This window comes from Acidithrix sp. C25, assembly GCF_904848545.2.
The window spans coordinates 112,838-137,652 of record NZ_CAJHCI020000001.1 but is presented as its reverse complement, the minus strand read 5'-3'; the positions used below and the strand labels follow the sequence as shown (position 1 = coordinate 137,652).

Below are 24,815 nucleotides of genomic sequence, written 5' to 3'. Positions count from 1 at the left end.
GTGTCTTCAAACATCATTCTACCAGTTCAGAGCACCTTTTCTATGCCAAAATCAAAGTTGAGCGGCTAAATTTTCGGTGGATCCAGGCTAAGACTAAAATCGATTATGTGACTCAACCCTAAAATCACTAAGCTCGAGCTAAGCAGGTATATAAACATTGCCTACGAGCGAACAATTGCCCTTTGGTCCAAGTTCGCCAAACAAATCCCTAAGCTAACCTACCTCGAGCATCAACCTCAAAATAAGAACCAACTCCAGAGAGCGAATTCAATAAGCCGCTACCTGCAACTTTCTTCGATGCCTCGGAGAACGCACCACGTTCAGCAATCTTCCCCTTAGGAAATATGGCGTAGCTGAAGTAATCTCCACTTCCACATAAGAACCCACGCCCAACCGCTCAGCACTGTTGAATTGCGGTTCCTTGTTGAAGTGCACCAACTTATTCTGTGCAGTTCTTCCACTCATATGATCTGGATTCTTCTTACTCGGCCCTTCGACCAAGACCTCCTCAACCCTACCAATGCGAGCCTCGTGCCGGGCCAGAGCGCTTCGCTCAATCACAACCTTAAGACGATCGAAACGATCAGAGATCACCTCCGGAGCTATGAAGCGATCCACCATGGCAGCGGCCTCGGTTCCAGGTCGAGGAGAGTAGATAAAGGTATAGGCTCCGTCATATTGTGCACTCGCCGCCACCTCCAATGTGGCCTCGAAGTCCTCTTCGGTTTCACCGGGAAAGCCGACGATAATATCTGTAGTAACAGCTAAGTCGTCAATACCAAGGCGTGCATCACGGAGTTTCTCTAGGTAGCGCTCTGCGCTATATCCACGGTGCATGAGAGCAAGAATCCGATCGGACCCCGATTGAAGAGGAAAATGCAGGTGGTTCATTATCTCTTTAGTCGAGGCCATTGCCTCAATTGTCTCGGGCCTCAAATCCTTTGGATGAGGGGAGGTAAAGCGAACTCGAGAAATGCCGTCTATTTGAGCTACCTCTCGCATAAGGTCGCCAAAGAGCGGCCGTAGCCTTGCCCCTTCCTCACTTAGATATTGTTCACCAACGATCTTAGAATCAAAGACTCCACTGCGCCGTGCGTCAACCGTAAGGTCACGACCATACGAATTTACATTCTGCCCCAAGAGCGTTATCTCGGTAACTCCATCTTGAGCTAGTTGTCGAACTTCACCAAGGAGTTCACCAAAGGGACGAGAGATCTCTTTACCGCGAACTTGCGGGACTATGCAAAAGGCGCAGTTATTATCGCATCCAATTTGCACGGTCACATAAGCCGAATAGGGAAGACTCAATCGAGGACCCGGCGACGAAAAGAACTCTTGATCTAAGATCGACTCCTCAAGGATCTCCACTATTGGCCCTTTGGTAGAAGTCTCCTCCAGAAGTGTTGCTACCCTTGAAACATTGTGGGTACCCACCACCAAATCTACCCAGGGAGCACGCTTGCGGATAAGATCGCGATCCTTCTGGGCCAGACAACCGGCCACTACAATCTTGAAATCCTCTCGCTCGTCCTTGATAGCCTTTAAATGCCCTAGGTTTCCATAGAGCTTGGTGTCAGCATTCTCTCGGATACAACAAGTATTTAGAACCACTACATCGGCCGTGAGGGCATTATCGCTCGAGACATAACCATCGCGAATCAAAAGATTAGATATTCGCTCTGAATCATGCTCATTCATCTGACAACCAAATGTCCTAACAAAAAAACTTTTCTCCACGACTTATAGCCTATCAACCAATGCTCGATTGTCTTTTTGAGATTACCCAGAGTGAGATCAAGTTAAACCTCGCATGGTTGTCCAATGCCAACCCAGACTCCGACAACTTCCGCGAGACCCATAAAACGCGAACCTCATTTAAATGATTTGCCCCTGAAGTATTGATATGCACACTAAATCATAAAATGAAATATTTATAAAAAGTGCTAACAACAAAAGTGCCAAAGGCACCTCGAGGAAAATCATAAAAAAAGGGGTGGGTGAATTCGCTAAGTTCATGAGGGTAAAGGCGATCGACCAAGTGATCGACACACACCAAACCTAAGCCAACCCAAAGCTACCGGATATTAATGGTCTGGTTGCAATTTGGGCACAACTAAAACCTTGATGAAAGAGCATTCTGGCTGTTCACAAAAGTGAACAGCCAGAATGCTCCAAATGCGCACGGGGAGTGCTGTATAAAAAGTGCCGTATAAAGCTGATTACTAGGCTCACTAACAGTGCAGCGATAACCTTCCGCACCCACCCCGTTAGGGCGTTAGTACCATTCCTATTGCCTTTGAATAGATATAATCAAAGAGCAGCCTAAATCAAATTTCATAGAAACCGCAAAAAAGCGAATTTCATCGAGAAAGAATCACTCGTCTAAATAGATCGGCTCGTCGTCTTCCTCTGTAAATTCCGCCTTATGATCCACGACGACGACAGCTCTAATCTTCTCATCAAGCTCGGCCATCAAAACTGGGTTTGACTCGATATAGGACTTCACGTTCTCACGCCCCTGACCTAGCTGCTCGCCCTCATAGGTATACCATGCGCCAGCCTTCTTTATCAATCCCAGGTCCACTCCCACATCAAGGAGCGACCCCTCCCTTGAGATGCCCTTACCATACATAATGTCAAACTCTGCTTGTTGGAAAGGCGGGGCTACCTTATTTTTAACAACCTTGACACGGGTACGATTACCTACAATATCGGCGCCATCTTTAATCTGATCGATACGCCTAATATCCAATCGGACTGAAGCGTAAAACTTCAGAGCCCTTCCACCTGGAGTCACCTCCGGAGATCCGTACATAACGCCGATCTTTTCACGAAGTTGGTTGATAAAGACAGCAATTGTGTTAGAACGATTCAAGTTAGCTGTCAACTTACGAAGTGCTTGAGACATCAGCCGAGCTTGCAACCCTACGTGAGAGTCACCCATCTCCCCTTCAATTTCGGCACGAGGCGTAAGTGCTGCCACAGAGTCAATGATGAGAACGTCCAAGGCACCTGATCGAACTAGGGTATCAGCGATCTCTAGGGCCTGTTCTCCGGTATCAGGCTGCGAGATCAAAAGGGCATCGATATCCACCCCGATAGCCTTAGCGTAGACTGGATCCAGCGCATGCTCAGCGTCCACGTAAGCGCAAATACCACCCGTACGCTGAGCTTCTGCAACTACGTGTAGCGCCAGTGTTGATTTACCTGAGGACTCTGGGCCAAAGATCTCCACTACCCTACCTCGAGGTAGGCCACCAACGCCAAGAGCAAGATCAAGTGCCATAGCCCCGGTGGAGATGGATTCTATTGCCATCTTAGGAGCCGCGCCCATCCGCATAATTGAGCCTTTGCCGAATTGACGCTCTATCTGGCCTATCGCCATCTCGAGGGCTTTATTTTTGTCCATTCCCTCGCTACTCTGCTTTGGAACTCTTGCGGCCATTTTATCTCCTCTTACTTTCTTTTCAAATTGATCTGCACCACGGACTTTTCTTCCGGGACGAAACTTATCAGTTCAAAGTAACAACGAACTTCAATTGTGTAGTTTAAAAACCTAAGGTACTAGATTAGCACGAATAAGAACATATGTTCGATAGCAGAGAGTTATTTCTAATTGAGTATAGGATATATCTATATCTTTCATTGGAGGTGAGATACTCTCTTTTTCAACCTTGGCTTTAGTATTACCGGCTTTCCCAAAACCGATATTGCTTCGATAGCAGATGACAAACAGAAATAGAGAGAACCAAGGGCGCAGCTTTTAGGTTTTCACCTTTTAGCTTTCCACATTGCCCGACCATAATATGCACAATAGACGACTTCCTACAGCCAAAGCGAATCTTGGGTCAAGTAGCTATTGCATAAGCATCTTTATCGAAATCTCATAAGAGACCGCCGACCTAACTCAAGATCGATCACACGATCACTGCAATCGCCTACGACCTATCAGTTCAATCAGATTCGCCGCGAATTCATCACTTGAAATGACTATTCAAAGGACGCACAAAAGATGCATAGATCCCCAATGAACAATAGATTCACACAATCGCTATCAAAGACCCTACATCGGCCATTCTGGATAGACAACCAAGGGCCGAAAGAATACTCCTCGCCTAGATTGACGACCTCAATCAGGGTTGACCTAGCAATCATAGGAGGTGGCTTTAGCGGCCTTTGGAGTGCAATTTTAGCAAAAGAGGCCAACCCCGCAATTAGAGTCGCAGTTTTAGAGGCGCAAAGTATTGGAAGTGGCGCAAGTGGACGAAATGGAGGCTTTGTCCAACACAGCCTCACACACGGCCTAGAGCAGGGACAATCGCAATTTAACGACGAACTCTATGATCTAGAAAAGTTAGGGGTTGAGAACTTCCTAGCCATTGGCAAATTCATCGAGAACAACTCCATCGAGTGTGACTACCAAGTAGTTGGATCATTGGAATTTGCCACTAGAAAAGATCAGGACCTCAAAGAGACAGTGGACCTTCGCAACCGATATGGTCAAAATGCGAAGCTCCTTAGTGCCAAAGATGCAAAATCAATGATCAATGTCACTGGCTATCAAGAGGCGATCTTCAACCCGAAGCTAACCGCAATCGTTGATCCATATCGCCTTAGCATCGGACTCTACAACCATGCAATAGAGCTCGGTATCGAATTCTTTGAAAATACGCCAGTCACTTCGCTACGAGCTAGGGGTAGTGGCCTGCATCTGCAAAGTGACTTTGGGGAGGTTATCTCATCCAAAGCAATTCTGGCCACCAATGTGGCGACCTCGTTGAACCCTCAGATTCGCCGTTACATTCTGCCCGTTTACGACTATGTTCTAATGACCGAACCATTAGAGAGGGCACAACTAGAAGAGATTAAGTGGGAAGGACGATGGGGACTTTCAGATATCGCCAATCAATTTCACTACTGCCGCCTCACGTCTGACAATCGCATACTTTGGGGCGGATACGACGCGATCTACCACTACGGAGGCAGACTTGACGCTGGTTATGAATGGAGGCCAAAGACATACGAGAAGTTGGCCAACCAATTCTTCGTGACATTTCCCAACTTGGAGGGGATTGGATTTAGCCACGCCTGGTCCGGAGCCATAGACACCTGCACTAGATTTTCCCCATTTTTCGGTACCATATTCGATAAAAAAGTTGCATATTCAACCGGCTACACCGGCCTTGGAGTAGCAGCTACTCGCTTTGGCGCACAGGTCACCAATGACCTTTTATTCAACCCAAACTCAAAGCTACTCTGCCTAAAATATACGAAATCAAAGCCAAGAATCTTGCCCCCTGAACCCTTTAGGTACGCAGCGGTCCAGGTCACACGCCATGCTCTTGCCAGAGAAGACCTCACTGCCAAAGAGGGGCTGTGGCTCAGAACAACCAGAGCCCTAGGCTATGGATTTGACTCGTAACCAAATAGACATCTATTAAGTACTCAAAGGAGTGGCTACCCTTTGAGTATCCGACGACGAAGCAGATCCAAACCCGAGATTGTTGAGAACTGTCGAATTCGCTCGCGATCCCCCGGCAGTTTTAGCTCATGGGCAAAAGGAGCTCCATCACCAAGGTCAACCCCAACAAAGACAGTTCCTACGGCATGATCTCCAACGCCCTCCGGTCCCCCAACTCCACTAAAAGCTAAGCCGACGTCACTTTTGATCGCCGATCGAACCCCAATCGCCATCTCTATCACGGCCTGGGCGGTTATCACATCGTCGGCTACTACTCCCAATAGGGTTCGCTTTACCTCGGTGTCATAGCTCACAACACCTCCCCTAAACCACCGCGATGCTCCTGGAACCGCAACGATACGAGATGCCACTAAACCTCCAGTTACAGACTCCGCAACAGCCAAGGTGAGAGATCTCTCTAAAAGTAACTCACCGACAGCGGCCTCCATGGTGGTATCGTCATAGCCAAAGACATGGTCGCCAACGACTTCAAGAACCTTTGCCTCGTATCGGCTTATCACCTGACTTGCCGCCTCTTTGGTATCAGCCCGGGCACTAAGGCGAACCTTTATACCCTCAATGCCGCTGGCCAAAAAGGCCAATGTGATCGGAGCCTTAGTTGAGTCGATCTCTTGAAAAAGCGGATCAAGGCGTTCAGCTAATGCCGACTCTGAGAGACCCCAACATCGAATCACACGAGAGACGATGCTTGCTTTGTCACCTTGGCGCTCCAAAAGATCAGGGATAATAGCACGATCTAACATCTCAGATAGTTCGTATGGAACTCCAGGTGCTGCATAGATTACTTTTCTACCTACAGGTGCTATCAGTCCAGGTGCGGTACCTCGCACTTGAGTTATGGCACTAGCTCCGACAGGGACCATGGCTTGGAGTAGGTTATTCTGAGACATCGTCCGTCCCCTAGACGAAAAGATCGCCTTGATAGACTCAGCAATATCTTCATGCATCTCAAGGGGAACACCCATAACGCCAGCGATAGCCTCCCTGGTTATATCGTCCTGGGTTGGCCCAAGCCCACCACAGACAATAACCGCATCACTTCGAGAAAGGGCGTCACGAAGGACAAGCTTGATACGCTCTAGGTTATCTCCCACCTTGGCTTGAAAGAAACAGTCCAAACCAACATCCGCGAGCCTTTGCGAGATCATAGTTGAATTCGTATCAACAATTTGACCCAACAGCAACTCAGTTCCAACCGCAACGATCTCTACGCGCAACTTTGCTACTTTCTTTAGAAAACAAAAACCTTAGAGACCTAGCCACAAACCAAAAGGCTGATCGCCTTTACATTTGGCAACTCATAGCTCTATTGGATCACAATGAAAAAAAAATGCAAACGACTCCAGATTATCTCTAAAGTGCCCTAGGCGCAGGGTGAGATCCATCGATGAAATAAAAATAACCTGAGACCAATGCTAGAACTGCTGCAATCCAAATCAAAGAGACCGAAAGAGGACCACGCAATCCACCGATTCCTGGAGTGACTATGACAAAGATCGCCAATAGCTGTGCCACAGTCTTAGCCTTGCCCAATGGCCGAGCTGGTACGGATACTCCTCGCCGACCCAGGTGTGCGCGGTAATACGACATAGCAACCTCCCGAACGGCCATCACTGCTATCGGCAACCACCAAGCATATCCCTTAGCAACAATTGCAAAGAAGACGCCAAAGACCAATATCTTGTCTGCCAATGGGTCTAAAAAAGCGCCAGATCGAGTGGTACCTTGACGTCGTGCCAACCATCCGTCAGCACCGTCTGTCACCGAGACAAAGACCCACAGCAGAGCAACTAAAACGGAAGGCCCCTTATGAATAAATAATATTGCTATGACTGGGGTGAATGCGACCCTAACCGCGGTAATGATATTAGCCGGAGTCGCAATTGCGCTAGGTCCAAATGTGTAGCTCGACACCTCTAAACTATCTCCCGCTCTCCTTGTCCGAAACAACCTCAACTGGCTCACCAACAAGGTCTAACCCGATACAATCTAGGATTTTCACCAATTGTAAAGAGCCTACCTTAAGATTTGATGGAACGACGATCAGACCATCAATCTCAGGCGACTCCATATATGAGCGACCAACCCCTTTACTCTGGACCACGACCTCAAGCTGGCGTCCAATATGAGAGCGTCGCCTAAGGGCCGTGATCGCCTCCTGAGCTTGGGATACCTGTGCGAGTCGATCTACTATAACCTCACTTGGGATTTGGCCCTCTAAGGAGTCAGCATAGGTCCCTTGCTCTTTGGAATAGCCAAAAAATCCAACCCAGTCCAGCTGGGCAGCCTCAATAAATTCAAGCAATTCGTCGTGATCATCCTCAGTCTCACCAGGATATCCGATGATAAAATTGCTTCGAAAGACTGCACTTGGGTAAAGCTCGCGAATCCTTCTAATCTTCTCTAAAAACTCAGAACCAGATCCCGGTCGACGCATTTGTCTCAAAAGCGTCTTTGAAACATGTTGTAGAGAAAGATCAAAATAATTTACTCTAGATGAACCTATCAAATCAATAAGCTCAGAGTTCAGCTGACTCGGATAGAGGTACAAAAGGCGAACCCATTCTATCTTATCCATCAACTCCCGAACCAGTTCAACCAACCGAGCGCTGCCGTATAGATCCCTGCCATAACTAGCCAAATCCTGAGCGATAACGATAATCTCTGGAGAAGCTAAAGTCTCAGCCTCCGCTACCAAGTCATCAAAGTCTCGGCTTTGTTGCTTGCCTCGAAAAGATGGAATTGCGCAAAATCCACACTTGCGGTCACAACCCTCAGCTACTTTGAGGTATGAAAAAGGGCTATTGCTAGGACCAATTGGCAGATTCAATAGGTCAAAGGAGCGATCGAGATCCATCGATGGCGCCCCTTTGCGTCTAGTCTTTGAGATCTTAATAGAAGAGCCCTCTATGCCAGAGGTCTCGTGATGCATAAATTCCTCGCCAAAGCCAACTATTAGATCAACCTCTGGAAGAGCGTCAGTCAATTCCTGCCTGTAGCGCTCTGCCATGCAACCGGTCACAACGATCTTGGCCTCTTTTGCCTTATCTTCTAGGGCATCTAAGATCACTGAGATAGATTCCGCCCTCGCAGCCTCTATAAAGGCACAAGTATTTATCACAACCATGGATGCATCCTTGATTGTCTTGGCGCTTTCGTAACCCAAACCTTGAGCTCGAAAGTGCAACTTCTGAGAATCTACCTCATTCTTAGCGCAACCGAGTGTCTCGATCCAGATGCTCTCATTTACCTTCTTTGTCATAAATCGCCCTTAGCTTCGATCGTCGAGATCATCTGGATCGTCAAGATCCTCCAAAAAACAGATTCCCTCGGTATCTATCGCTACGTCAAACACCTCAGCCGCAACATTCGCCGAAGCTAGTTCATCACGGATCGTCGAGATAGAGGTTGCAATGTCATATCGATCGAATAGCCCAATCATTGAACTTCCCGCGCCGGACCAGGTGGCGAGAAGTGCACCGTTATCGCCAAGTATCTCTTTGATGGTAATCGCCCCAGGGAATATAACCTCACGATATGGTTCGTGCAACTTATCCTCTCCAAATTCAAATCGCATCGCCTCAATATTTGCTAGACCGCCCATCAGCAAAGCCATACGCCCTAGATTAAAGACGGCGTCACCAAAGGCAATGGATTTAGGAAGAACTGCTCTAGCATCTTTAGTAGGTATCTCAATCTCTGGAACCACAATAATGACCCCGTACCGGGGATCAATAGGAATGGAGATAGCCTCCCAAGAGTCTCCAACCCTGCTCCCTGCTACCAACCCACCAAAGTAACTAGCCGCTGCGTTCTCACAGTGACCATCAAAATCACTGCCAACTACAAAAGCATCATAGGCTCCACAGGCTCCTGCAACAGCAACAGACAGTGCTGCCGACGAACCTAAACCTCGAGCCAGGGGAATCTGAGAATCAATCTCTATAGAAACATTGCTATGGCCTAGAACTTCTTGAGCAACAACCGCCGCCAAATGGCTTGCATTGTTTGGCACATCACAACCAAAGCCACTAGAGACTATAGAAAGGCTCTCTGCTTCGTTCACTTCTACCGTTACATAGATCGACAGTGCCAACCCAAGAACATCAAAACCTGGACCCAAATTGGCACTCGAAGCCGGTACCCTTACCTTCATGAAAAATCAACCTCTTGACCTAGGAAACTCAATATGTGGGCCAATCCTTACTTAGTTAATAGCCCATATTTACCTAAAGAGGGCTAGCTGTTGATGAAGATAGGATCGCGATTTGAAAGAAACTGGAAAAGATACGATGTCTACTTAGCCATCACATTGAAGAAAATCATAACTGATAATATCTGCCGACCGCCACAACGTCCCCTAAAGTCTTCGCAATCTCCAAGCTATTGTAGGGGCCTTTACGCTACCGTTGACAATGAGATTTACACTAGCGCTCTCCGAACCGATTGTCGCGGTCAAGGTCCCAACCTTGAAGCCACTACCAAAGGAGGAGGGCAAATTCTTCAACGTTTGGACCCTGTATCGAACTGTCAGTCCGGGCCATCCAACCAATGATATTGAGGCGGCGGTAACGACTGAAACCGCGCTCTGTCCCGGGGCCGAGATCGAACCGACAATCGCACCCTGGTTGATAACTTTGATATTCTTGGGAATCTTCCGAAAAGAATCAAGCAATGCTTTTCCTGCAGATAGCGCGGTAGGAAGCGGGGTGTAGCCCTGTTGTCCCAAGATCACACCAATTACCTGAGGATTCGAACTAACACTTCGAGGCAGGGCGGGGTTCGCTGGAAGTGTAGTGGTTCCAGAAAATACAAAGTTACCACCCGCTGGCGTGGAGCCTGTCTTTACTCCAGTGATATTGTCGTGGCCCACAAGTCCATTCACATTATAGACGACTCCAGCTACCGGTAGAGTAGCCTGGGGCATCGCCACAATCTGAGCCAAGACCGGATTGGCTAGTAGAGCTTGAGCCGCACGAAGTTGATCCGGAGCGGTACCTGCTGTATTGGAATCCAATCCACTCGGATCGACGTACTTCGAATTCTTCATGCCCAACGAGGCAGCCATCTGATTCATCTTCTGAGTAAAGGCACTTATAGAGCCGGCATCCCACTGAGCCAAAAGGCTAGCCACATTATCAGCAGAAGGAATCAAGAGCGCTTCAAGCGCCTGATACTCCGTTAGAACTTCACCAGAAACGACAGCCATCACCGAATCCTGAGCGGCAAGCATGGATTGATAGTTGCTCACATCGCCTGGAGCTACAGTAAGATTGGGCCCCTGGGCGCCCACAGCGAGAGGGTGATCATGGATGATAACCAAGGCTGTGATTATCTTAGCCACCGAAGCCAACCCTATCGGAGTCTTTGTCCCGTGATTTCCAACACTGCCCACTCCTTCCAATCCAACGTCTGCCGCGCCTTGAGATGGCCATGTAAGAGTTGGAGCGGGGCCCGCGATAGCCTGGCTGGAGGAGATCGATGTCGTTAATTTTGGTTGGGGAGGCGTCCTAAGAAGCTGAAACGCCCCTAGGGCACCAACTAAAACCAAGATCACAAGCAGCCCAATTAGTAATCTCTTAGCTCCCCTGGCACGATCTCTTCGATAATAGCCGTAACCTCCGCCTGATGTTTTAGCACGAGGCACCCATGAATCGTTTCTACCCAACTACCGAATCCCATCTAAATTAAAAAAATAAAAAATTCAATTGAAAAGGTCGTCCTACGAACCGCTACAAATTGAACTTCTCCGATGAAATAGAATAATTGAAGTTGGAAGATCTGGTTCATGGCTTTGGCGCCAACTAACCAAAAAGATAGCTAATAGCCATTCTTGAGCTGGTGTAATCATCAAAAGTAATTAACCAGAATCACCCAAGAGCTAACCTATCAGTCGCTGATCTTTATAACTCTCAAACTCCTCTTTACCCATCAATACCACTCTCGGCTTCGAGCCCTCTAGCGGGCCGACAATACCCCTACGCTCAAGCAAATCCATAAGGCGACCGGCGCGTGAAAACCCGACCCGCAACTTTCTCTGGAGCATTGAGGTGGACCCGAGTTGAGAGCTAACAACTAGCTCCAACGCTGCCATGAACAATTCGTCCTCATCCTCTTTGGAATCGGAACTGTCGCTTGTAGTCTCAACCACTTCGAAGTCACCTACAAAGCTGGTTCTACCCTGTCGAATCCAGGAAGCTACTACCTTGCGAATCTCCTCTTCCGCGACCCACGGAGCTTGAAGCCTCTGGGGGTGAGACGTTGATGCTCCTAGCATCAACATGTCACCCTTACCGATCAATCTTTCAGCTCCTGGTTGGTCCAAGATGACTCTCGAATCCGCTAAGGATGAGACAGAAAAGGCCATACGAGAGGGGATGTTGGCCTTTATCAACCCCGTAATCACATCTACGCTAGGACGTTGAGTGGCAATCACCAGATGGATTCCGACGGCTCTAGCCATCTGAGCAATACGACAGATCGACTCTTCTACGTCCCTAGCGGCTACCATCATTAGATCATTGAGCTCATCAACGACAACAACGATGTAAGGAAGGTGGCGATAGGACTTCTCTTTGATGGAATCGAACAATGGAGATGGACCCAACTCAATCTCGGATGAGGTCTCATTTGCAGCATCAACGAACGGCAAATCCGCTTTATCTTCTTCAGAGGCCTCCCTCTGAAGGTTTTCGACTATCTGGTTGTAACCCACGATATCTCGAGCACCAAGCTCAGATAGGAGATCATAGCGCTGCTCCATCTCCTTGACCGCCCAGGCTAAGGCGTTCGCCGCCTTTTTGGGATTGGTGACCACAGGAGTCAGAAGGTGCGGGACACCATTATATTGACCTAGCTCTACCCTCTTTGGGTCGATCAGAATCATCCGAACTTCATCTGGGGTGGAACGCATCAGGATTGAGGTCAGAATAGAATTCAAACAAGAAGACTTACCAGAACCGGTCGACCCGGCTATCAGAACGTGAGGCATCTCTGCGAGATTCGCCAATGTCGCCTTGCCCGAGATATCTCGACCAATAGCCACAGCTAGAGGGTGCAAATTAGCCGCCGCCTCTGGAGCGCCAAGAACGTCACCCAATGCAACAATTACTCTGCGCTCATTTGGGACTTCCACCCCAATGGCACTCCTACCTGGAATAGGCGCCAATATTCGGACATCGGCCGCCGCCATGGCATAAGCAATATCTTTGTTTAAAGATGTCACACGAGCCACCTTGACGCCCGCACCAAGTTCCAACTCGTAACGAGTTACAGTAGGACCCACAGTCATTCCAACCAGTGAAGTCTCTACCTTATGGGTTGCTAGGGCGTCGCATAGAATACGACCACGCTTCCAAAGTTCATCTTTGTCTAAGGCGCGGACCGCTGAACGTCGTAAAATATTACCCGGAGGAAGCTTCCACGCAACAACTCGCTCATCTGCCTTTTCGTCAAAGTCCTGAGCAACCCCATCTTGGCTATCCAGATCCTCATCGGCTGGAGAGGAGTCGAAAGCATCTGCATTTGAGCCCCCAAGTAGCAGCTCTTCATCTAGCTCTTGTGAATCCGACCCCTCGGCCACAGCTTCTAACGGCTGCACCGGTATGTTTATGACCTTTGATTCAGGATTTCCAAGATCCTTGCTTCCCCGATCAGCCCCTAAATAAGCCTCATTCGATAGAGAATCCTCGGCGTAGTCATATACCGGAACCGATGGCATCCTAGATCGAGATCTAGACCTAGTTGGCTTATGCACCAGAGGAGGAGAGCTAGTGTGCGGCTCGTCCAAGGACAAAGGCGCTCCTTGAATCTCTCTGGCGTCGGATCCGTCGTTGAAATGGCGAGCAATACGGTAGCGATAACGCCGAACGATAGCGATTGGGGAATGGCCAAAAAGATCCAAAAGAGAAAAGACAACTACGACAAAGATTAATATACCAGCACCACCGGGAGAGACCAATGCGGCAATGCCTCGAAAGGTATACCACCCGATAAGGCCGCCTCGCTCCGCTAATGATGGATTGCGATGAGGATGTAGAAGCTCAAAGATCAAAAAGGAGGAAAAGGCCAACAAAGCCACTATTGTAAGTGCCCCGCTAGATAGATACCGACGCTTGAGCGATGGCCTTATATCTAAGACAAGCACCAGTCCATAATATCCGATATAAGCGTAGAACAAGACCCTTCCATAGCCAAAGGCCGCGGCGAAGAGATGATCAAACGAAGTTCCAACTCCACCTAGTACTGAAAAGAGAGATAGTACTCCAAAGATAACGCCACCAAGAATGATCAAACCTGCTACATCCGCCTCTGTCCTTCTGGCACGCAAATGAGCAGGACGCCTATTGCTGGTTGATGATCCCTTTGAAGGGACAGTGGCTATGGCTGACGTTCGAGGAGAGGTTGCCCTGCTCTTTGAAGTCGACCCCGAAGATCGCTTTGCTATCGGCTTTGGCTCCTGGATAATACGGCTCGAACTTGCTTTTTTACGGGTTTCACCAGTGCTTTTCAGTGTCTCAACCTCCAATCTGAACAACTAGACGATTCATTCATCTGAAATTACAAGCATCCAAAATTTGAATAACTACATAAGTGTAGTACCGTGCATCACTAAAGGCTAGACCTATCGTAGAGTTGAGCACAATTTGGTACTATAGATCACTTGAACCCGAAAAGTCTAGGAAAAACCCAAAGAAATCAATTTTAATACTCTTGAGATAAACCGAAGATGAAAAGACCTATAGATTTATCCAGCCAACGGAGAGCTAAATCTCTGTCAGAACTGGGATAACCATCGGTCGCATCTTGGTACGCTTCTCGATTAGTTTCGCAGTCGTGGTACGAATATGTCGAGATACCGTGTCGTAGTCAGAGCCTGCCTCACCAATCGTGGTGGTAATAGTCGCCCTAATCGCTGCCTTTAGATCCTCAATAAGCTCGGCAATAGAGTCAGGACGATCATTGTCACTATGGGCCCATCCTCGGGTTACGATCTCAGGACCGGTAATTATCGTAGCACTAGCTACATCGACAGAGACCACAACTACTACAACACCCTCTGAGGCGAGGGTCTTTCTATCCCGAAGGACACCTTTAGAGAGGCCATCCACAACCCCATCGACATAAAGATAGCTCGCGGGGACCTTGCCATCTCTGGTCAAGCTCTCGCGATCCAATCGAAGCACATCACCGTCTAGGCAGACAACTATGTTATCCTTTGGCACACCCATCTCATTTGCAAGTCGGGAATGAGAATTCAAATGTCGAAATTCACCATGTACTGGAACAAAAAAACGTGGTTTACAGATCGTCTGCAATAGCCTCAACTCTTGACGCTTGGCATGGCCAGATGTGTGAACCTTGGCTATCCCTGCATGGACCACGTCAGCTCCACGACGGTGAAGTCCATCGATAACCTTGCCAACAGCTGACTCATTACCGGGGATCACATCAGCGGAGATGATTACAAGGTCATTTTGATTCAATTTAAGAAACTTATTCTCATTGGCCGCCATTAGGGTAAGAGCAGACATCGCCTCGCCCTGACTTCCTGTGGAGATAACACAGATACGATCATCAGGATAGGAATTAACCTTCTCTATATCAGCTAGTGATGCTTCGGGTATATTCAATAGACCAATAGAGCGAGCAAGCGCAATGTTTTTCCCCATAGAACGCCCAAGGGGAAAGATCATTCTGCCTGCCTCCAGAGCTGCATTAGCAATCTGTTGCATTCTGTGGATATGCGAAGCAAAGCAGGTGACCACGATTCTTTTGGTCTTATTGGTCGCAAACAGCTGTCCGAGCACCGGGCCGACCTCTGACTCAGAGTCAGAGTGACCTGACTCCTCTGCGTTGGTCGAATCAGCCAACAGCAGGGCTATGCCCTCAGAACTAGCGATCTGACCAAGACGTGCGAGATCGGGCAGTCGCCCATCCACAGGGGTAAGGTCAATCTTAAAGTCGCCCGAATGAACAATTGTGCCGATCGAAGTTCGTATTGCAAGCGCAAAAGAGTCGGGCACAGAGTGGGTAACCGGGATAAATTCTACAACAAAGCTACCTATATCTCGGACCTCGCGGTCAGAGACGTAGTGCATCCGGGCTTTTGCGCCTAGGCCTGCTTCTTCTATCCTTGAGCTAGCTAGCGAAAGCGCTAGCTGCGAGCCGTAGATATCAAGGCTCATCTCTCGTAAGAGAAATTGAAGTGCACCGATATGATCTTCGTGACCATGGGTTATGACGACCCCAATCACCTTATCTTTATTTTCCAAGAGGTAAGAGAAGTCCGGAAGAATCAAATCCACACCAGGGGTGTCGTGAGTTGGAAACATCAAACCGCAGTCGATGATCAAGATCTCATCACCCATCTCAATCGCTGCGCAGTTGCGACCTATCTCACCTAACCCGCCAAGGAAAACTACCCTGACGTGATCTTGGCTGTTATCAATTTTGCTTGTCAAAAATTCACCTTAATTGAATAGTTTTGGGCGCTTTCCTTCAAATTAGCCAAGACTCGCTTCGCATCTTCTTGAAGGCCGAGAGGGGGTGCTCCCATGGGAAGTCGACACTGACCAACCCTAAAGCCCATTTCGTTCATCATTACCTTTGTTGGCATGGGATTAGGCGCGAAATCGCCTGTCTCAAAGCCATACGATTCAAATAGTGCTGCATTGATCGACATGGCACGGCGATGGTCGCCAGAATTAAAGGCCTCTATCATCGCTGAAAAAAATTCACTCGCCCAATGCGTCGCGACACCAATGGCGCCTATTGCACCTACGGCCATCAAGGGCAACGTCATAGCGTCATCACCTGAATAGACGTCAAAGCCGCTTCCAAGGCCGGCAATCACTGTAGCGGTGGCACTAGGGTCACCCGCTGCATCCTTGAGTCCAACTATGTTGTCACAACTGTTGGCTAACTCAAAGATCGTAGAAGTAGCGATCTTTCGACCGGTGCGAACGGGAATATCGTAGATAATCACAGGTAGATCGGTCGCATTGGCCATCTCTCGGATATGACCGAAGATTCCACTTTGAGGGGGGCGATTGTAATAGGGAGCAACCGCCAAGACACCAGCGATCTTCAGCTTTGTCGCCTGCTTGGTAAGGGAAACAGAGTGCAGGGTGTCATTACTTCCAGAGCCAGCAATTACCGGGATATTCACACTTGAGGAGACTGCATCCCATATAGAGAGCTTCTCGTCATCGGTAAGCGTCGAAGCCTCGCCAGTTGTACCCGAAACAACCAATGCACTGTTGCCGGCAGTTTCTAGATACTTAGCAACTGAAACCGTCGCATCTAAGTCCAACTCGCCATCTTCATCAAAGGCGGTGATCATAGCTGTGACTACTGAACCAAACTGATCTAGCGCTCTTCCCATTCCCTACTCCCCAGCTAACCAATAACGTCAAATACCGACTAGCTCTCTTGTCAAACCAGATCAAATGCAAGTCATTCGAACCAATTGACTATCTCTACCTTAAACCCAAATAATCATCCAAAATCGACTCAATTCCAATGGTCAACCCATCGCGCTCGGAGATCGCTTTAATCGCTAACAGCACCCCTGGCATAAAAGAATTCCGATCATAGGAGTCGTGCCTGATACTCAAGGTCTGGCCCGTAGTCCCAAAGATAACCTCTTGATGTGCGACCATTCCGGCCATTCGCACAGAATGAATAGAGATATTTTTATCGACCCGACTACCTCGTGCTCCATCAAGCTCAGCGGAGGTTACATCTTGAGCAAAACCACCGTTCTTGGCCGAGGCGATTCGACCAGCAGTTACAAGTGCGGTGCCACTCGGTGCATCAGCTTTTCGATTGTGATGAAACTCAATTATCTCGCACGTCTCAAATAACGGAGCGGCCAACTCGGCAAAACGCATCATCAAGACCGCGCCAATCGCAAAGTTCGGAGCGATTAGACAATTTGAATTCGACTTTGAAAAAGCCTCTTTGAGAATCTCAATCTGCCGGCTTGTCAACCCAGTCGTGCCTATCACGATATGAATTGAATTCCTGGCGCAAAAAAGAGCATTCTCGAAAGAAGCTTCCGCTTCGGTAAAGTCAACTGCTACGTCAACCTTATCTGGCTCAAGAGCATCCCGTTCTCCCAAGATACTAAGGCCGGTTCCGAGGATTGACGTCGCTTGCCCTAGATCGATCCCAGCTAAGCGAGGATCTAGGGCGCTACTAAGTTCACAATCATCATCGTTAAGCACAGCCCTACAGACGCTTGCGCCCATCTGACCACCCGCGCCAAACACTGCTACTCGAATCTTATTGATAAGTCAATCCTCCGACCAAAATCCAACGAAATATCAGATACTATCTACGACTGTCACGACGTGGACGGGAACGACGATTTCGGTCACGATCTCGACCACCATCATTGCCGGCGAATGCTCGAGGCTCAGCTTGCTCGGGACCTAGATCACCGTATTCAGCACGCAGTTGATCCTCAAAAGCAGCTTCAAAGGAGACGACCTCAATGTCGTCCTCTTCGTACTTATTTCGCTCTATCCGATCGCCGCCTCTGGGTGTAGCTGGCTCGTGAGCAACGGGGGCTCGATCATGAATGGGACTTTGGCTACCACCGCCAAATCTATCGCCACCATCATCATCGTCGTCGTCGTTGTCATCGTCGTCGTCACGATCTGTCACCAACGAGAGCGAAAGTTTACCATTTGGATCAATGTCATCAACTACAACACGTAGCTCTTGGCCCATGGATAAAACATCCTCAACCCGATCAATTCGACGTCCTCCGCCGATCTTTGAGATATGCAACAGTCCGTCACGACCAGGAAGAATATTTACGAAAGCGCCAAATTTGGCTATGCCAACGACCTTACCCGAGTAATGGCCACCGACTTGCGCTAGAGGTGGATTGATGATCGCAAGAATGCGGTCTCTAGCCTCATTGACGGCTGCCATCTCCTTGGCACCGATGGTGACCATTGCGGTCTCTCCATCTTCATCTAGCGTTATCTCTGTCCCAGTCTCTTGTTGGATTGCGTTTATCACTTTGCCCTTCGGCCCAATGATTTCACCCATCTTGTCAAGTGGAATCTCAAAATTAACGATCTTTGGAGCATTGTGATTGAGCTCAAGCCTTGGAGCCGGAAGGGTTTCTAGGATAACTCGCAAAACCTCTAATCGGGCCGTCTTTGCCTGCGAAAGAGCACTAGCCAAAACGCTTGCTGGAATGCCGTCGATCTTGGTATCAAGTTGAAGTGCAGTCACAAACTCTGAGGTCCCAGCCACTTTGAAGTCCATGTCACCAAAGGCATCTTCGGCACCCAAAATATCTGTAAGAGTGGTGTATTTGCCATCATGGAGCACTAGGCCCATCGCTATGCCACCAACAGGAGCCTTAATGGGAACACCTGCATCCATCAAAGAAAGAGTCGATCCACAGACTGACGCCATTGAGGTTGAACCATTTGAGGCCAGCGCCTCTGAAACCAAACGTAGCGTGTAAGGAAATTCATCCTCTGGTGGAATAACAGGTAGCAAAGCTCGCTCAGCCAGAAGACCATGACCAATCTCTCGTCGCTTTGGTGCCCGCATGAATCCAACCTCTCCGGTAGAAAAAGGTGGGAAGTTGTAGTGGTGCATATAACGCTTGAAGTCATCGGTGCCAAGCGAATCCAGCATCTGGTTCATCTTTGGCATACCCAAGGTGCAGACATTTAGGACTTGAGTCTCGCCACGCTGAAAGAGCCCCGACCCGTGAGCAGTAGGAATAAGACCTACAGCCGCTGTCAATGGACGGATGGTTGTCGTATCCCGACCATCAATTCGAACACCATCGTTTACTATTCGCTCGCGAATAACTGTCTTGGTGATAGATCGAATTGCTGCCGAGATCTCTTTCGAAGCATCTGGGAATTCCCCAGCTAGCTCTTCTTGAACACTTATGGCTACACCATCGAGTGCTGCGGCCCTCTCTGTCTTACCGGCAACGACGTTTGCTTGTCGCATTCGATCCATAGCTATGGCAGACACTCGGCTATAGACTTCATCGGAATAGTCAACCACTGGCGTGTATGCCATCGGAACGACGTTTCCAAAGGCCTCTACTAGAGAGTGCTGAAGTGCAATCGACTCACGTATCCAAGTCTTAGCGGCCTCTAATCCCTCAGCAATGACCTCTTCGGTTACCATAGGTGCTCCACTTTGGTAATTCTTCCAAGATGCCGCCGTGCCACCAGCCTCTACCATAATTATTGCAATGTCGCCCGTACTTTCGCCAGAACGCACTTGTCGACCAGCAACAACTAGTTCAAAAGAGGAGTCATCTCCATCTTGATAGGATGGATTTGCAATCCATGAACCATCGCTCGAGTATGCAATCCTAACCGCACCAACTGGTCCATTGAATGGAATTCCAGAGATCATCAAAGCGGCAGATGCAGCGTTTATAAAAAGAACGTCATAAGGATTCTCGGAGTCAGCGCCCAAGACAGTTCCCACGATATGTACATCGTGACGAAAATCCTTTGGAAAACACGGTCGAATCGGACGATCTGTAAGCCGCGATGCCAATACGGCAAAGTCTGTCGCCTTTCCTTCACGACGGAAGAACGAGCCCGGAATCTTTCCTGCTGCGTACATTCGCTCTTCGACATCGACTGTCAATGGGAAAAAATCGATACCCTCTTTGACTGATTTTGAAGCTACGGCTGTAGCCAAAACCATCGTGTCTCCCAATCGAGCCACGACTGATCCATCTGCAAGCGGCGCTAAGAGGCCTGTTTCAAATGAGATGGTCTTCTCAGTCCCTGATATTTGGGCCTGAACTTTTATAATTTCTTTCATACTTCCTCTGATTTGATACGTCGAACTAATCGCTCATGCGAAGAGTTCGACTCTATAGTTGAGCACCATTTTTATAACTAGGCGGGCCTATACCTAGATAACAAGTCGCACCAGCTTCGCCTTGGCAAATTCGCATTCTCACAGTTCCCAGTGGACTAGGTCCAAACCCAATTGAAGTTTCAATTCGGGCCCACTCCACTGGCAGCTGCAAGCCTTACACCCTTGACATGGAAATTGCGGCTTATATGGTGCGATTCATTCTGCTACATATTACAAATTAGCCGATTCCAACGCATATATCGCCGAAGATATAGACGTCCTTTCAAATGAAGCTTGACATAGACAAAGAGCCTGGCGAATAAACGCCAGGCCCGAGACGTAAACTTCAAGCTCACACTCTAAAAAATCGACTAACGACGAATTCCTAAACGAGCGATAATACTTCTATAACGCTCCACATCATTGGACTTTACGTAGTCCAAAAGACGTCGCCTTTGACCAATTAGCATCATAAGTCCACGACGCGTATGGTGGTCACCTTTATGCTGCCTTAAGTGATCGGTTAGATGCGAGATTCTGGAACTAAGAAGTGCTATTTGCACCTCGGGAGATCCAGTATCTGCCTCATTTTTACCAAACTCTGCGATTATCGCCTTTTTGTCAATCATTCCTGCACCTTGCGAAGAGCTTCTAAAAACTTCTGTGAAACACGAATTCATAAGCTTAGTTGCTCAGATGTAATTTGCCTACCTTTGCTTTACCTTTACATCCTCAACGTCAAGTTCAATCTGATCGACTAACTCCTTTGAATTGGAGAAAGTCTTCTGTGGCCTCAAAAAGTGAGTAAATCCCACTTGGATCTCCCGCCCATAGAGATCACCATCAAAGTCCAAAAGAAACGCCTCAATCAATCGATTACCCTCTTTGGGGTAGTAAGTTGGACGAGTTCCTACAGATACTGCAGCCATGTAACGACTCTGCTGATACTGAACCCACCCGGCGTAAACACCATCCACTGGCAGAACTCTATTATCCTGATAGGAGACGTTCGCCGTTGGATAGCCCAACTCTGAACCACCTCTACCATCGCCCGACGTGACTAAACCAACTATGTAGAAGTCTCTGCCCAAAAGGCGATGCGCCAATTCGACACTACCGAGCGAGATCAACCTTCGAATCAACGTAGAGGAGACCACCACCTCTCCTTCATCTTGTAGCTCCGGAAGAACCTTTCCAACCGATGCGGCGATCTCACCTACCAATTTGACCAATAGATCAGATTCAACTACAAAACCACAGTCTCCAGCCATCTCTTGGAGCAGGTCCACATTACCGGCTCGTTTCGAACCAAATCGGAAATCCGGGCCAACTATCACAACCTTCGCGCCCAGATCTCCAACCAACGTCCCCTTTACAAAATCTGACGCCAATTCTTGGGATCTGGCTAGGTCAAACTCAACCAGGTAGCAATAGTCCACTCCCAACTCTTCAAACAGCGCTAGCCGCTCCTCAAAAGAGTTGATCAAAGCTGGTGCAGATCCACCTCTGACTATGGTTGCTGGGTGAGGATTAAAGGTTATTGCTACACTGGGAATTCCCAAGGCGTCACCTCGCCGCTTAGCATGTTCCAAAAGATTGCGATGGCCAAGGTGAACACCATCAAAGGTTCCAATGGTTACAACCGACGCCGCTAACGGCGTCTGCGTGGCTGGGGTCAAAAGTTTCATATCTCTCCAACAATCGATTCCTTGCCGTCATTGCAACTTCTCTAATCGCATCGACTACCGAGAATTATCACTATCTCTATCTATGAATGATAGCCCTACGAAGTCGGCCACCGGAAACTCATTTTGCCAACGTTCGATCGCAAAGCTCACTTTGAATGTTCGCTCACCTCATACTTAGCCCACGCACAAAAAGCTCGACTTCAAAACAATCTCTTCGACTTTTCCTAAGGAAACGGCCGTCTCCTTCCGATAAATGCCCATAGACAATGGAATGTGTATCCTAGGCCCCTCGATTGACGTAAAGAGATAGAAAATTTTATCTCAATGAGGCGGCACGCAACTGGAAGTTAAGTGAGGATCGAATGGCTACAGCTACCAAGAAAGCCGAAGAAAGCTCGGCTAAAGAAGAAAAGAAGGGGTCAAAAAAGAAGCTCATTTTGATCATACTGCTGGTGGTTTTAGCAGCTGGAGGAGGGGGCTTTGGCGCATTGACCTTTCTTGGATCATCAAAACCGCATAAGGCTGCCTTTGTACCTCCCAAAGTTGGACCGATCTATGGCTTTGGTACCATCACAACAAATCTCTCAGATGGTCATTTGATACAGCTAGGGATGAGCCTCCAATTGGGAGTCAAAGACCTGACAACAGCGATCACCCCATTGAATAAGGATATGACCGACGTCGTAATTACTGATCTTTCGGGTTGGACCTACGCTCAGCTTCTGTCGCCCATAGCCAAACTCACCTTAAAGAAACAGCTAATTCTTGATCTAAATAAGATCGTAAAGGTAGCAACCGGTAAAAACGAAATCACCGACATCTATTTCACATCATTCATAATGCAATAGTCGCCATTGTCACCAATAGACGTTGGAGCAATTTGCCCGATAGGCTAGTTATGGATAATCTTTTAGAAACCCTCATCTAACATATCTAAAACGTTAAAACACCCACTAGCCCAACACAACATCAATGAAGACAAATTAGATAGATACGGCTGATACTCGGAGCAATCATAAATTGAGCAGTCACTAGGAGCCTAAACAGTTCACCAAATCCCAACAGGTCCTAGCAAAAACATCGCCGTGAGCGAAAAAGCCACTGCGTCTAATCCAGCCTACCATTTGATATACGATCGAAAACCAAGGCCCAGCCCAAACACAGAGCAAATTGAACATACGAGAGCTTGATACCATCCAGCTAAAATCGTAAACAAAAAGAGCATCTAAGCCGAGAAACCCCCGCTCAATAACGCCAAACAGGGTCCTTAGATATCGGGTTAGCCACATCATCAATATCTGATCCCAGGTACACAGACATGTTCTTTAGCAATCAAATCATCCCAAAAAATCTAAGGATATAAGCCAAAGACCAATAGCCTCCCTTGACAAAAGTCCTTAGAGACTCGGAGCCATAAAAACGATCTTTGGAATCAACATATCCCCACTGACCCCATAGATCCCGATCAGATTATCGAACGTTACCTCGCCATCACCCAAAGATCTATCATCGGACAAAAGCGCAACTAACGAATCAGAGCCACCTTCACCAAAATTACGTCCGCCACTAAGGGGAATTGGACCACCGTGACAGGCGCGCTGGAGTAGACCTGGCTCTATAAACATAGTGTCAAAAGAGGAAAGCACCTTAGAGAAAGGAAGAAATGAGTCCCTCGACAAAGAATCGATCTCCACACAATCATCTATGGAATACCCATCGGAGGAGGTACGTCGCAAAGAAGTCAAATGGCCATAGGTCCCTAACCTTTGGGCGATTGTCTCACCCAAGGTACGCACATATGTTCCACGCGAGCAGACAACGTCCACTGCCAGAATCGACGGATCGGATGTCAATTGGATAGAAAGTTCCACTATCTCAACCTCTACGGCTGCGAGTTCGACGGCCCGATTTTCACGAGCAAGGACGTGACTGGGGACCCCAGCTACCTTTTTAGCGGAAAAAGCTGGAGGCGTCTGCATTTGGTGACCGAGCAAGGACAGTGCCACAACGTCTAATTGCCCTTGTGTAAGAATAGGCACTGGTGCGCTCAAAATAACTTCACCAGTATGGTCAGCCGTATCTGTCGCTGACCCTAAAGTCAAACTAGCGCTATAAGCCTTAGTTGAAGAGTGGATATGTGGGATCAGCTTGGTCGCCTGTCCGACACAAACTACTTGGACCCCGCTCGCAAAGGGATCCAATGTACCCATGTGCCCAGCCCTGTTGTTTCCAGCTACGCGTCGCACAACAGAGAGGGCCCCATTTGAAGTAATCCCTATTGGCTTATCTAGAACGACAACACCGAAGGGTAAACCACCAGAATAGACTTTACGTCTGGCCAATCGTCAAACCACCAGGCAATTCATTCATCGCCGCCAGGCATATCCATCACATTTGGAGGGATAACCTTACGAAGAATCGACTCTATGGCAAGACCGGAGGCAATCGCTGGGTCAGCCTCAAAGAACAACAAAGGAGTACTTCTCATACGAACCCCATTTGCAATCTCGCGTTGAAGCTTCACCCTATTGGTGCTCAACCAATCTTCAAGACGCGGCGAAAGGTGATCAAAATAGACCTTGGCTCTGCGCAAGTCTGGGTCGACAACCACGGCCGTAACCGTAGCTATCGACTCGGAATCGATCGGTTCATAGTGTTTCTCCATGGCAAAAGCCAAAACTCTCTGAACCTCATTCGAGACCCTATCCATTCTCGGGAAAGAACCCCGCTTGGTCATCTGTCGATTAGCCATCTAAATTACCTCAAAGCACTCT

19 protein-coding genes are annotated in these 24,815 nt (G+C 48.2%); 3 read left to right on the top strand and 16 right to left on the bottom strand.

What is annotated here, in order from left to right; genetic code table 11:
- Window positions 1-267: 267 nt before the first annotated feature.
- Both miaB and recA read right to left on the bottom strand, forming a co-directional pair.
- Window positions 268-1,737 carry a tRNA (N6-isopentenyl adenosine(37)-C2)-methylthiotransferase MiaB gene (gene miaB / locus ACIDITHRIX25_RS87230; protein ID WP_201732236.1) on the bottom strand — a complete coding sequence of 490 codons (1,470 nt, stop codon included), beginning with the start codon at window positions 1,735-1,737 and terminating at the stop codon, window positions 268-270.
- A 637-nt stretch (window positions 1,738-2,374) separates the two neighbouring features.
- On the bottom strand, window positions 2,375-3,445 hold the full coding sequence (gene recA / locus ACIDITHRIX25_RS87225; protein ID WP_052603880.1) for a recombinase RecA: 1,071 nt from the start codon (window positions 3,443-3,445) through the stop codon (window positions 2,375-2,377).
- A 582-nt stretch (window positions 3,446-4,027) separates the two neighbouring features.
- Between recA and ACIDITHRIX25_RS87220 the strand changes: the two genes are divergently transcribed.
- Complete coding sequence (locus ACIDITHRIX25_RS87220) at window positions 4,028-5,422, top strand: NAD(P)/FAD-dependent oxidoreductase (RefSeq protein WP_201732235.1); 1,395 nt, start codon at window positions 4,028-4,030, stop codon at window positions 5,420-5,422.
- 35 nt (window positions 5,423-5,457) lie between these two features.
- Here the strand turns inward: ACIDITHRIX25_RS87220 and ACIDITHRIX25_RS87215 are convergent, their stop codons facing one another.
- The 6 genes from ACIDITHRIX25_RS87215 to ACIDITHRIX25_RS87190 all read right to left on the bottom strand — a co-directional run bounded on the left by ACIDITHRIX25_RS87215 (window position 5,458) and on the right by ACIDITHRIX25_RS87190 (window position 13,811).
- A complete protein-coding gene (locus ACIDITHRIX25_RS87215) occupies window positions 5,458-6,699 on the bottom strand; it encodes a competence/damage-inducible protein A (protein WP_201732234.1) in 1,242 nt (413 codons plus the stop codon).
- Window positions 6,700-6,835: 136 nt separating this feature from the next.
- The gene (locus ACIDITHRIX25_RS87210; RefSeq protein WP_052603877.1) at window positions 6,836-7,396 is read right to left on the bottom strand and encodes a CDP-alcohol phosphatidyltransferase family protein; all 561 of its coding nucleotides are present in this window, start codon (window positions 7,394-7,396) and stop codon (window positions 6,836-6,838) included.
- Window positions 7,397-7,403: 7 nt separating this feature from the next.
- Entirely contained in the window at window positions 7,404-8,744 is a 1,341-nt protein-coding gene (gene rimO, locus ACIDITHRIX25_RS87205; protein ID WP_052603876.1) for a 30S ribosomal protein S12 methylthiotransferase RimO, read from the bottom strand.
- 9 nt (window positions 8,745-8,753) lie between these two features.
- Window positions 8,754-9,638 (bottom strand): homoserine kinase, encoded by an 885-nt coding sequence (gene thrB, locus ACIDITHRIX25_RS87200; protein WP_201732233.1) that lies wholly within the window; start codon window positions 9,636-9,638, stop codon window positions 8,754-8,756.
- A 204-nt stretch (window positions 9,639-9,842) separates the two neighbouring features.
- Window positions 9,843-11,129, bottom strand: a complete 1,287-nt coding sequence (locus ACIDITHRIX25_RS87195) for a D-alanyl-D-alanine carboxypeptidase family protein (RefSeq protein ID WP_201732232.1) — start codon at window positions 11,127-11,129, stop codon at window positions 9,843-9,845.
- Between the two features lie 234 nt (window positions 11,130-11,363).
- Window positions 11,364-13,811, bottom strand: a complete 2,448-nt coding sequence (locus ACIDITHRIX25_RS87190) for an FtsK/SpoIIIE family DNA translocase (RefSeq protein ID WP_201732231.1) — start codon at window positions 13,809-13,811, stop codon at window positions 11,364-11,366.
- 52 nt (window positions 13,812-13,863) lie between these two features.
- On the opposite strand from ACIDITHRIX25_RS87190, the gene ACIDITHRIX25_RS87185 reads away from it, so the two are divergent.
- A complete protein-coding gene (locus tag ACIDITHRIX25_RS87185; protein WP_213333383.1) occupies window positions 13,864-14,022 on the top strand; it encodes a hypothetical protein in 159 nt (52 codons plus the stop codon).
- Between the two features lie 225 nt (window positions 14,023-14,247).
- On the opposite strand, the gene ACIDITHRIX25_RS87180 is transcribed toward ACIDITHRIX25_RS87185, so the two are convergent.
- The 6 genes from ACIDITHRIX25_RS87180 to ACIDITHRIX25_RS87155 all read right to left on the bottom strand — a co-directional run bounded on the left by ACIDITHRIX25_RS87180 (window position 14,248) and on the right by ACIDITHRIX25_RS87155 (window position 22,041).
- A complete protein-coding gene (locus tag ACIDITHRIX25_RS87180; protein WP_201732229.1) occupies window positions 14,248-15,945 on the bottom strand; it encodes a ribonuclease J in 1,698 nt (565 codons plus the stop codon).
- Window positions 15,942-16,868, bottom strand: a complete 927-nt coding sequence (dapA, locus tag ACIDITHRIX25_RS87175) for a 4-hydroxy-tetrahydrodipicolinate synthase (RefSeq protein ID WP_052603870.1) — start codon at window positions 16,866-16,868, stop codon at window positions 15,942-15,944. Before dapA ends, ACIDITHRIX25_RS87180 begins: the two co-directional genes overlap by 4 nt.
- Before the next feature lie 94 nt (window positions 16,869-16,962).
- A complete protein-coding gene (gene dapB, locus ACIDITHRIX25_RS87170; RefSeq protein WP_082058341.1) occupies window positions 16,963-17,769 on the bottom strand; it encodes a 4-hydroxy-tetrahydrodipicolinate reductase in 807 nt (268 codons plus the stop codon).
- A 49-nt stretch (window positions 17,770-17,818) separates the two neighbouring features.
- Window positions 17,819-20,314, bottom strand: coding sequence for a polyribonucleotide nucleotidyltransferase (locus ACIDITHRIX25_RS87165; protein ID WP_201732228.1), 2,496 nt, complete (start codon window positions 20,312-20,314; stop codon window positions 17,819-17,821).
- A gap of 410 nt (window positions 20,315-20,724) precedes the next feature.
- Entirely contained in the window at window positions 20,725-20,982 is a 258-nt protein-coding gene (rpsO, locus tag ACIDITHRIX25_RS87160) for a 30S ribosomal protein S15 (RefSeq protein WP_201732227.1), read from the bottom strand.
- Window positions 20,983-21,060: 78 nt separating this feature from the next.
- A complete protein-coding gene (locus ACIDITHRIX25_RS87155) occupies window positions 21,061-22,041 on the bottom strand; it encodes a bifunctional riboflavin kinase/FAD synthetase (RefSeq protein ID WP_201732226.1) in 981 nt (326 codons plus the stop codon).
- A gap of 362 nt (window positions 22,042-22,403) precedes the next feature.
- Here ACIDITHRIX25_RS87155 and ACIDITHRIX25_RS87150 point away from each other — a divergent pair, with 362 nt between their 5' ends.
- Window positions 22,404-22,889, top strand: coding sequence for a flagellar basal body-associated FliL family protein (locus tag ACIDITHRIX25_RS87150; protein WP_052603866.1), 486 nt, complete (start codon window positions 22,404-22,406; stop codon window positions 22,887-22,889).
- 549 nt (window positions 22,890-23,438) lie between these two features.
- Here ACIDITHRIX25_RS87150 and truB read toward each other — a convergent pair.
- Both truB and ACIDITHRIX25_RS87140 read right to left on the bottom strand, forming a co-directional pair.
- Entirely contained in the window at window positions 23,439-24,383 is a 945-nt protein-coding gene (gene truB, locus ACIDITHRIX25_RS87145; protein WP_201732225.1) for a tRNA pseudouridine(55) synthase TruB, read from the bottom strand.
- A gap of 20 nt (window positions 24,384-24,403) precedes the next feature.
- Complete coding sequence (locus ACIDITHRIX25_RS87140) at window positions 24,404-24,793, bottom strand: ribosome-binding factor A (protein WP_052603864.1); 390 nt, start codon at window positions 24,791-24,793, stop codon at window positions 24,404-24,406.
- Window positions 24,794-24,815 lie beyond the last annotated feature (22 nt).

Bases quoted from the DNA above. Each gene is read 5' to 3' on its own strand.
- dapA (WP_052603870.1), bottom strand. From the start codon at position 16,868: ATGGGAAGAGCGCTAGATCAGTTTGGTTCAGTAGTCACAGCTATGATC.
- rpsO (WP_201732227.1), bottom strand. From the start codon at position 20,982: ATGATTGACAAAAAGGCGATAATCGCAGAGTTTGGTAAAAATGAGGCA.
- ACIDITHRIX25_RS87185 (WP_213333383.1), top strand. From the start codon at position 13,864: ATGGCTGACGTTCGAGGAGAGGTTGCCCTGCTCTTTGAAGTCGACCCC.
- rimO (WP_052603876.1), bottom strand. From the start codon at position 8,744: ATGACAAAGAAGGTAAATGAGAGCATCTGGATCGAGACACTCGGTTGC.
- ACIDITHRIX25_RS87220 (WP_201732235.1), top strand. From the start codon at position 4,028: ATGAACAATAGATTCACACAATCGCTATCAAAGACCCTACATCGGCCA.
- ACIDITHRIX25_RS87140 (WP_052603864.1), bottom strand. From the start codon at position 24,793: ATGGCTAATCGACAGATGACCAAGCGGGGTTCTTTCCCGAGAATGGAT.
- thrB (WP_201732233.1), bottom strand. From the start codon at position 9,638: ATGAAGGTAAGGGTACCGGCTTCGAGTGCCAATTTGGGTCCAGGTTTT.
- ACIDITHRIX25_RS87165 (WP_201732228.1), bottom strand. From the start codon at position 20,314: ATGAAAGAAATTATAAAAGTTCAGGCCCAAATATCAGGGACTGAGAAG.
- recA (WP_052603880.1), bottom strand. From the start codon at position 3,445: ATGGCCGCAAGAGTTCCAAAGCAGAGTAGCGAGGGAATGGACAAAAAT.
- ACIDITHRIX25_RS87150 (WP_052603866.1), top strand. From the start codon at position 22,404: ATGGCTACAGCTACCAAGAAAGCCGAAGAAAGCTCGGCTAAAGAAGAA.
- ACIDITHRIX25_RS87155 (WP_201732226.1), bottom strand. From the start codon at position 22,041: ATGAAACTTTTGACCCCAGCCACGCAGACGCCGTTAGCGGCGTCGGTT.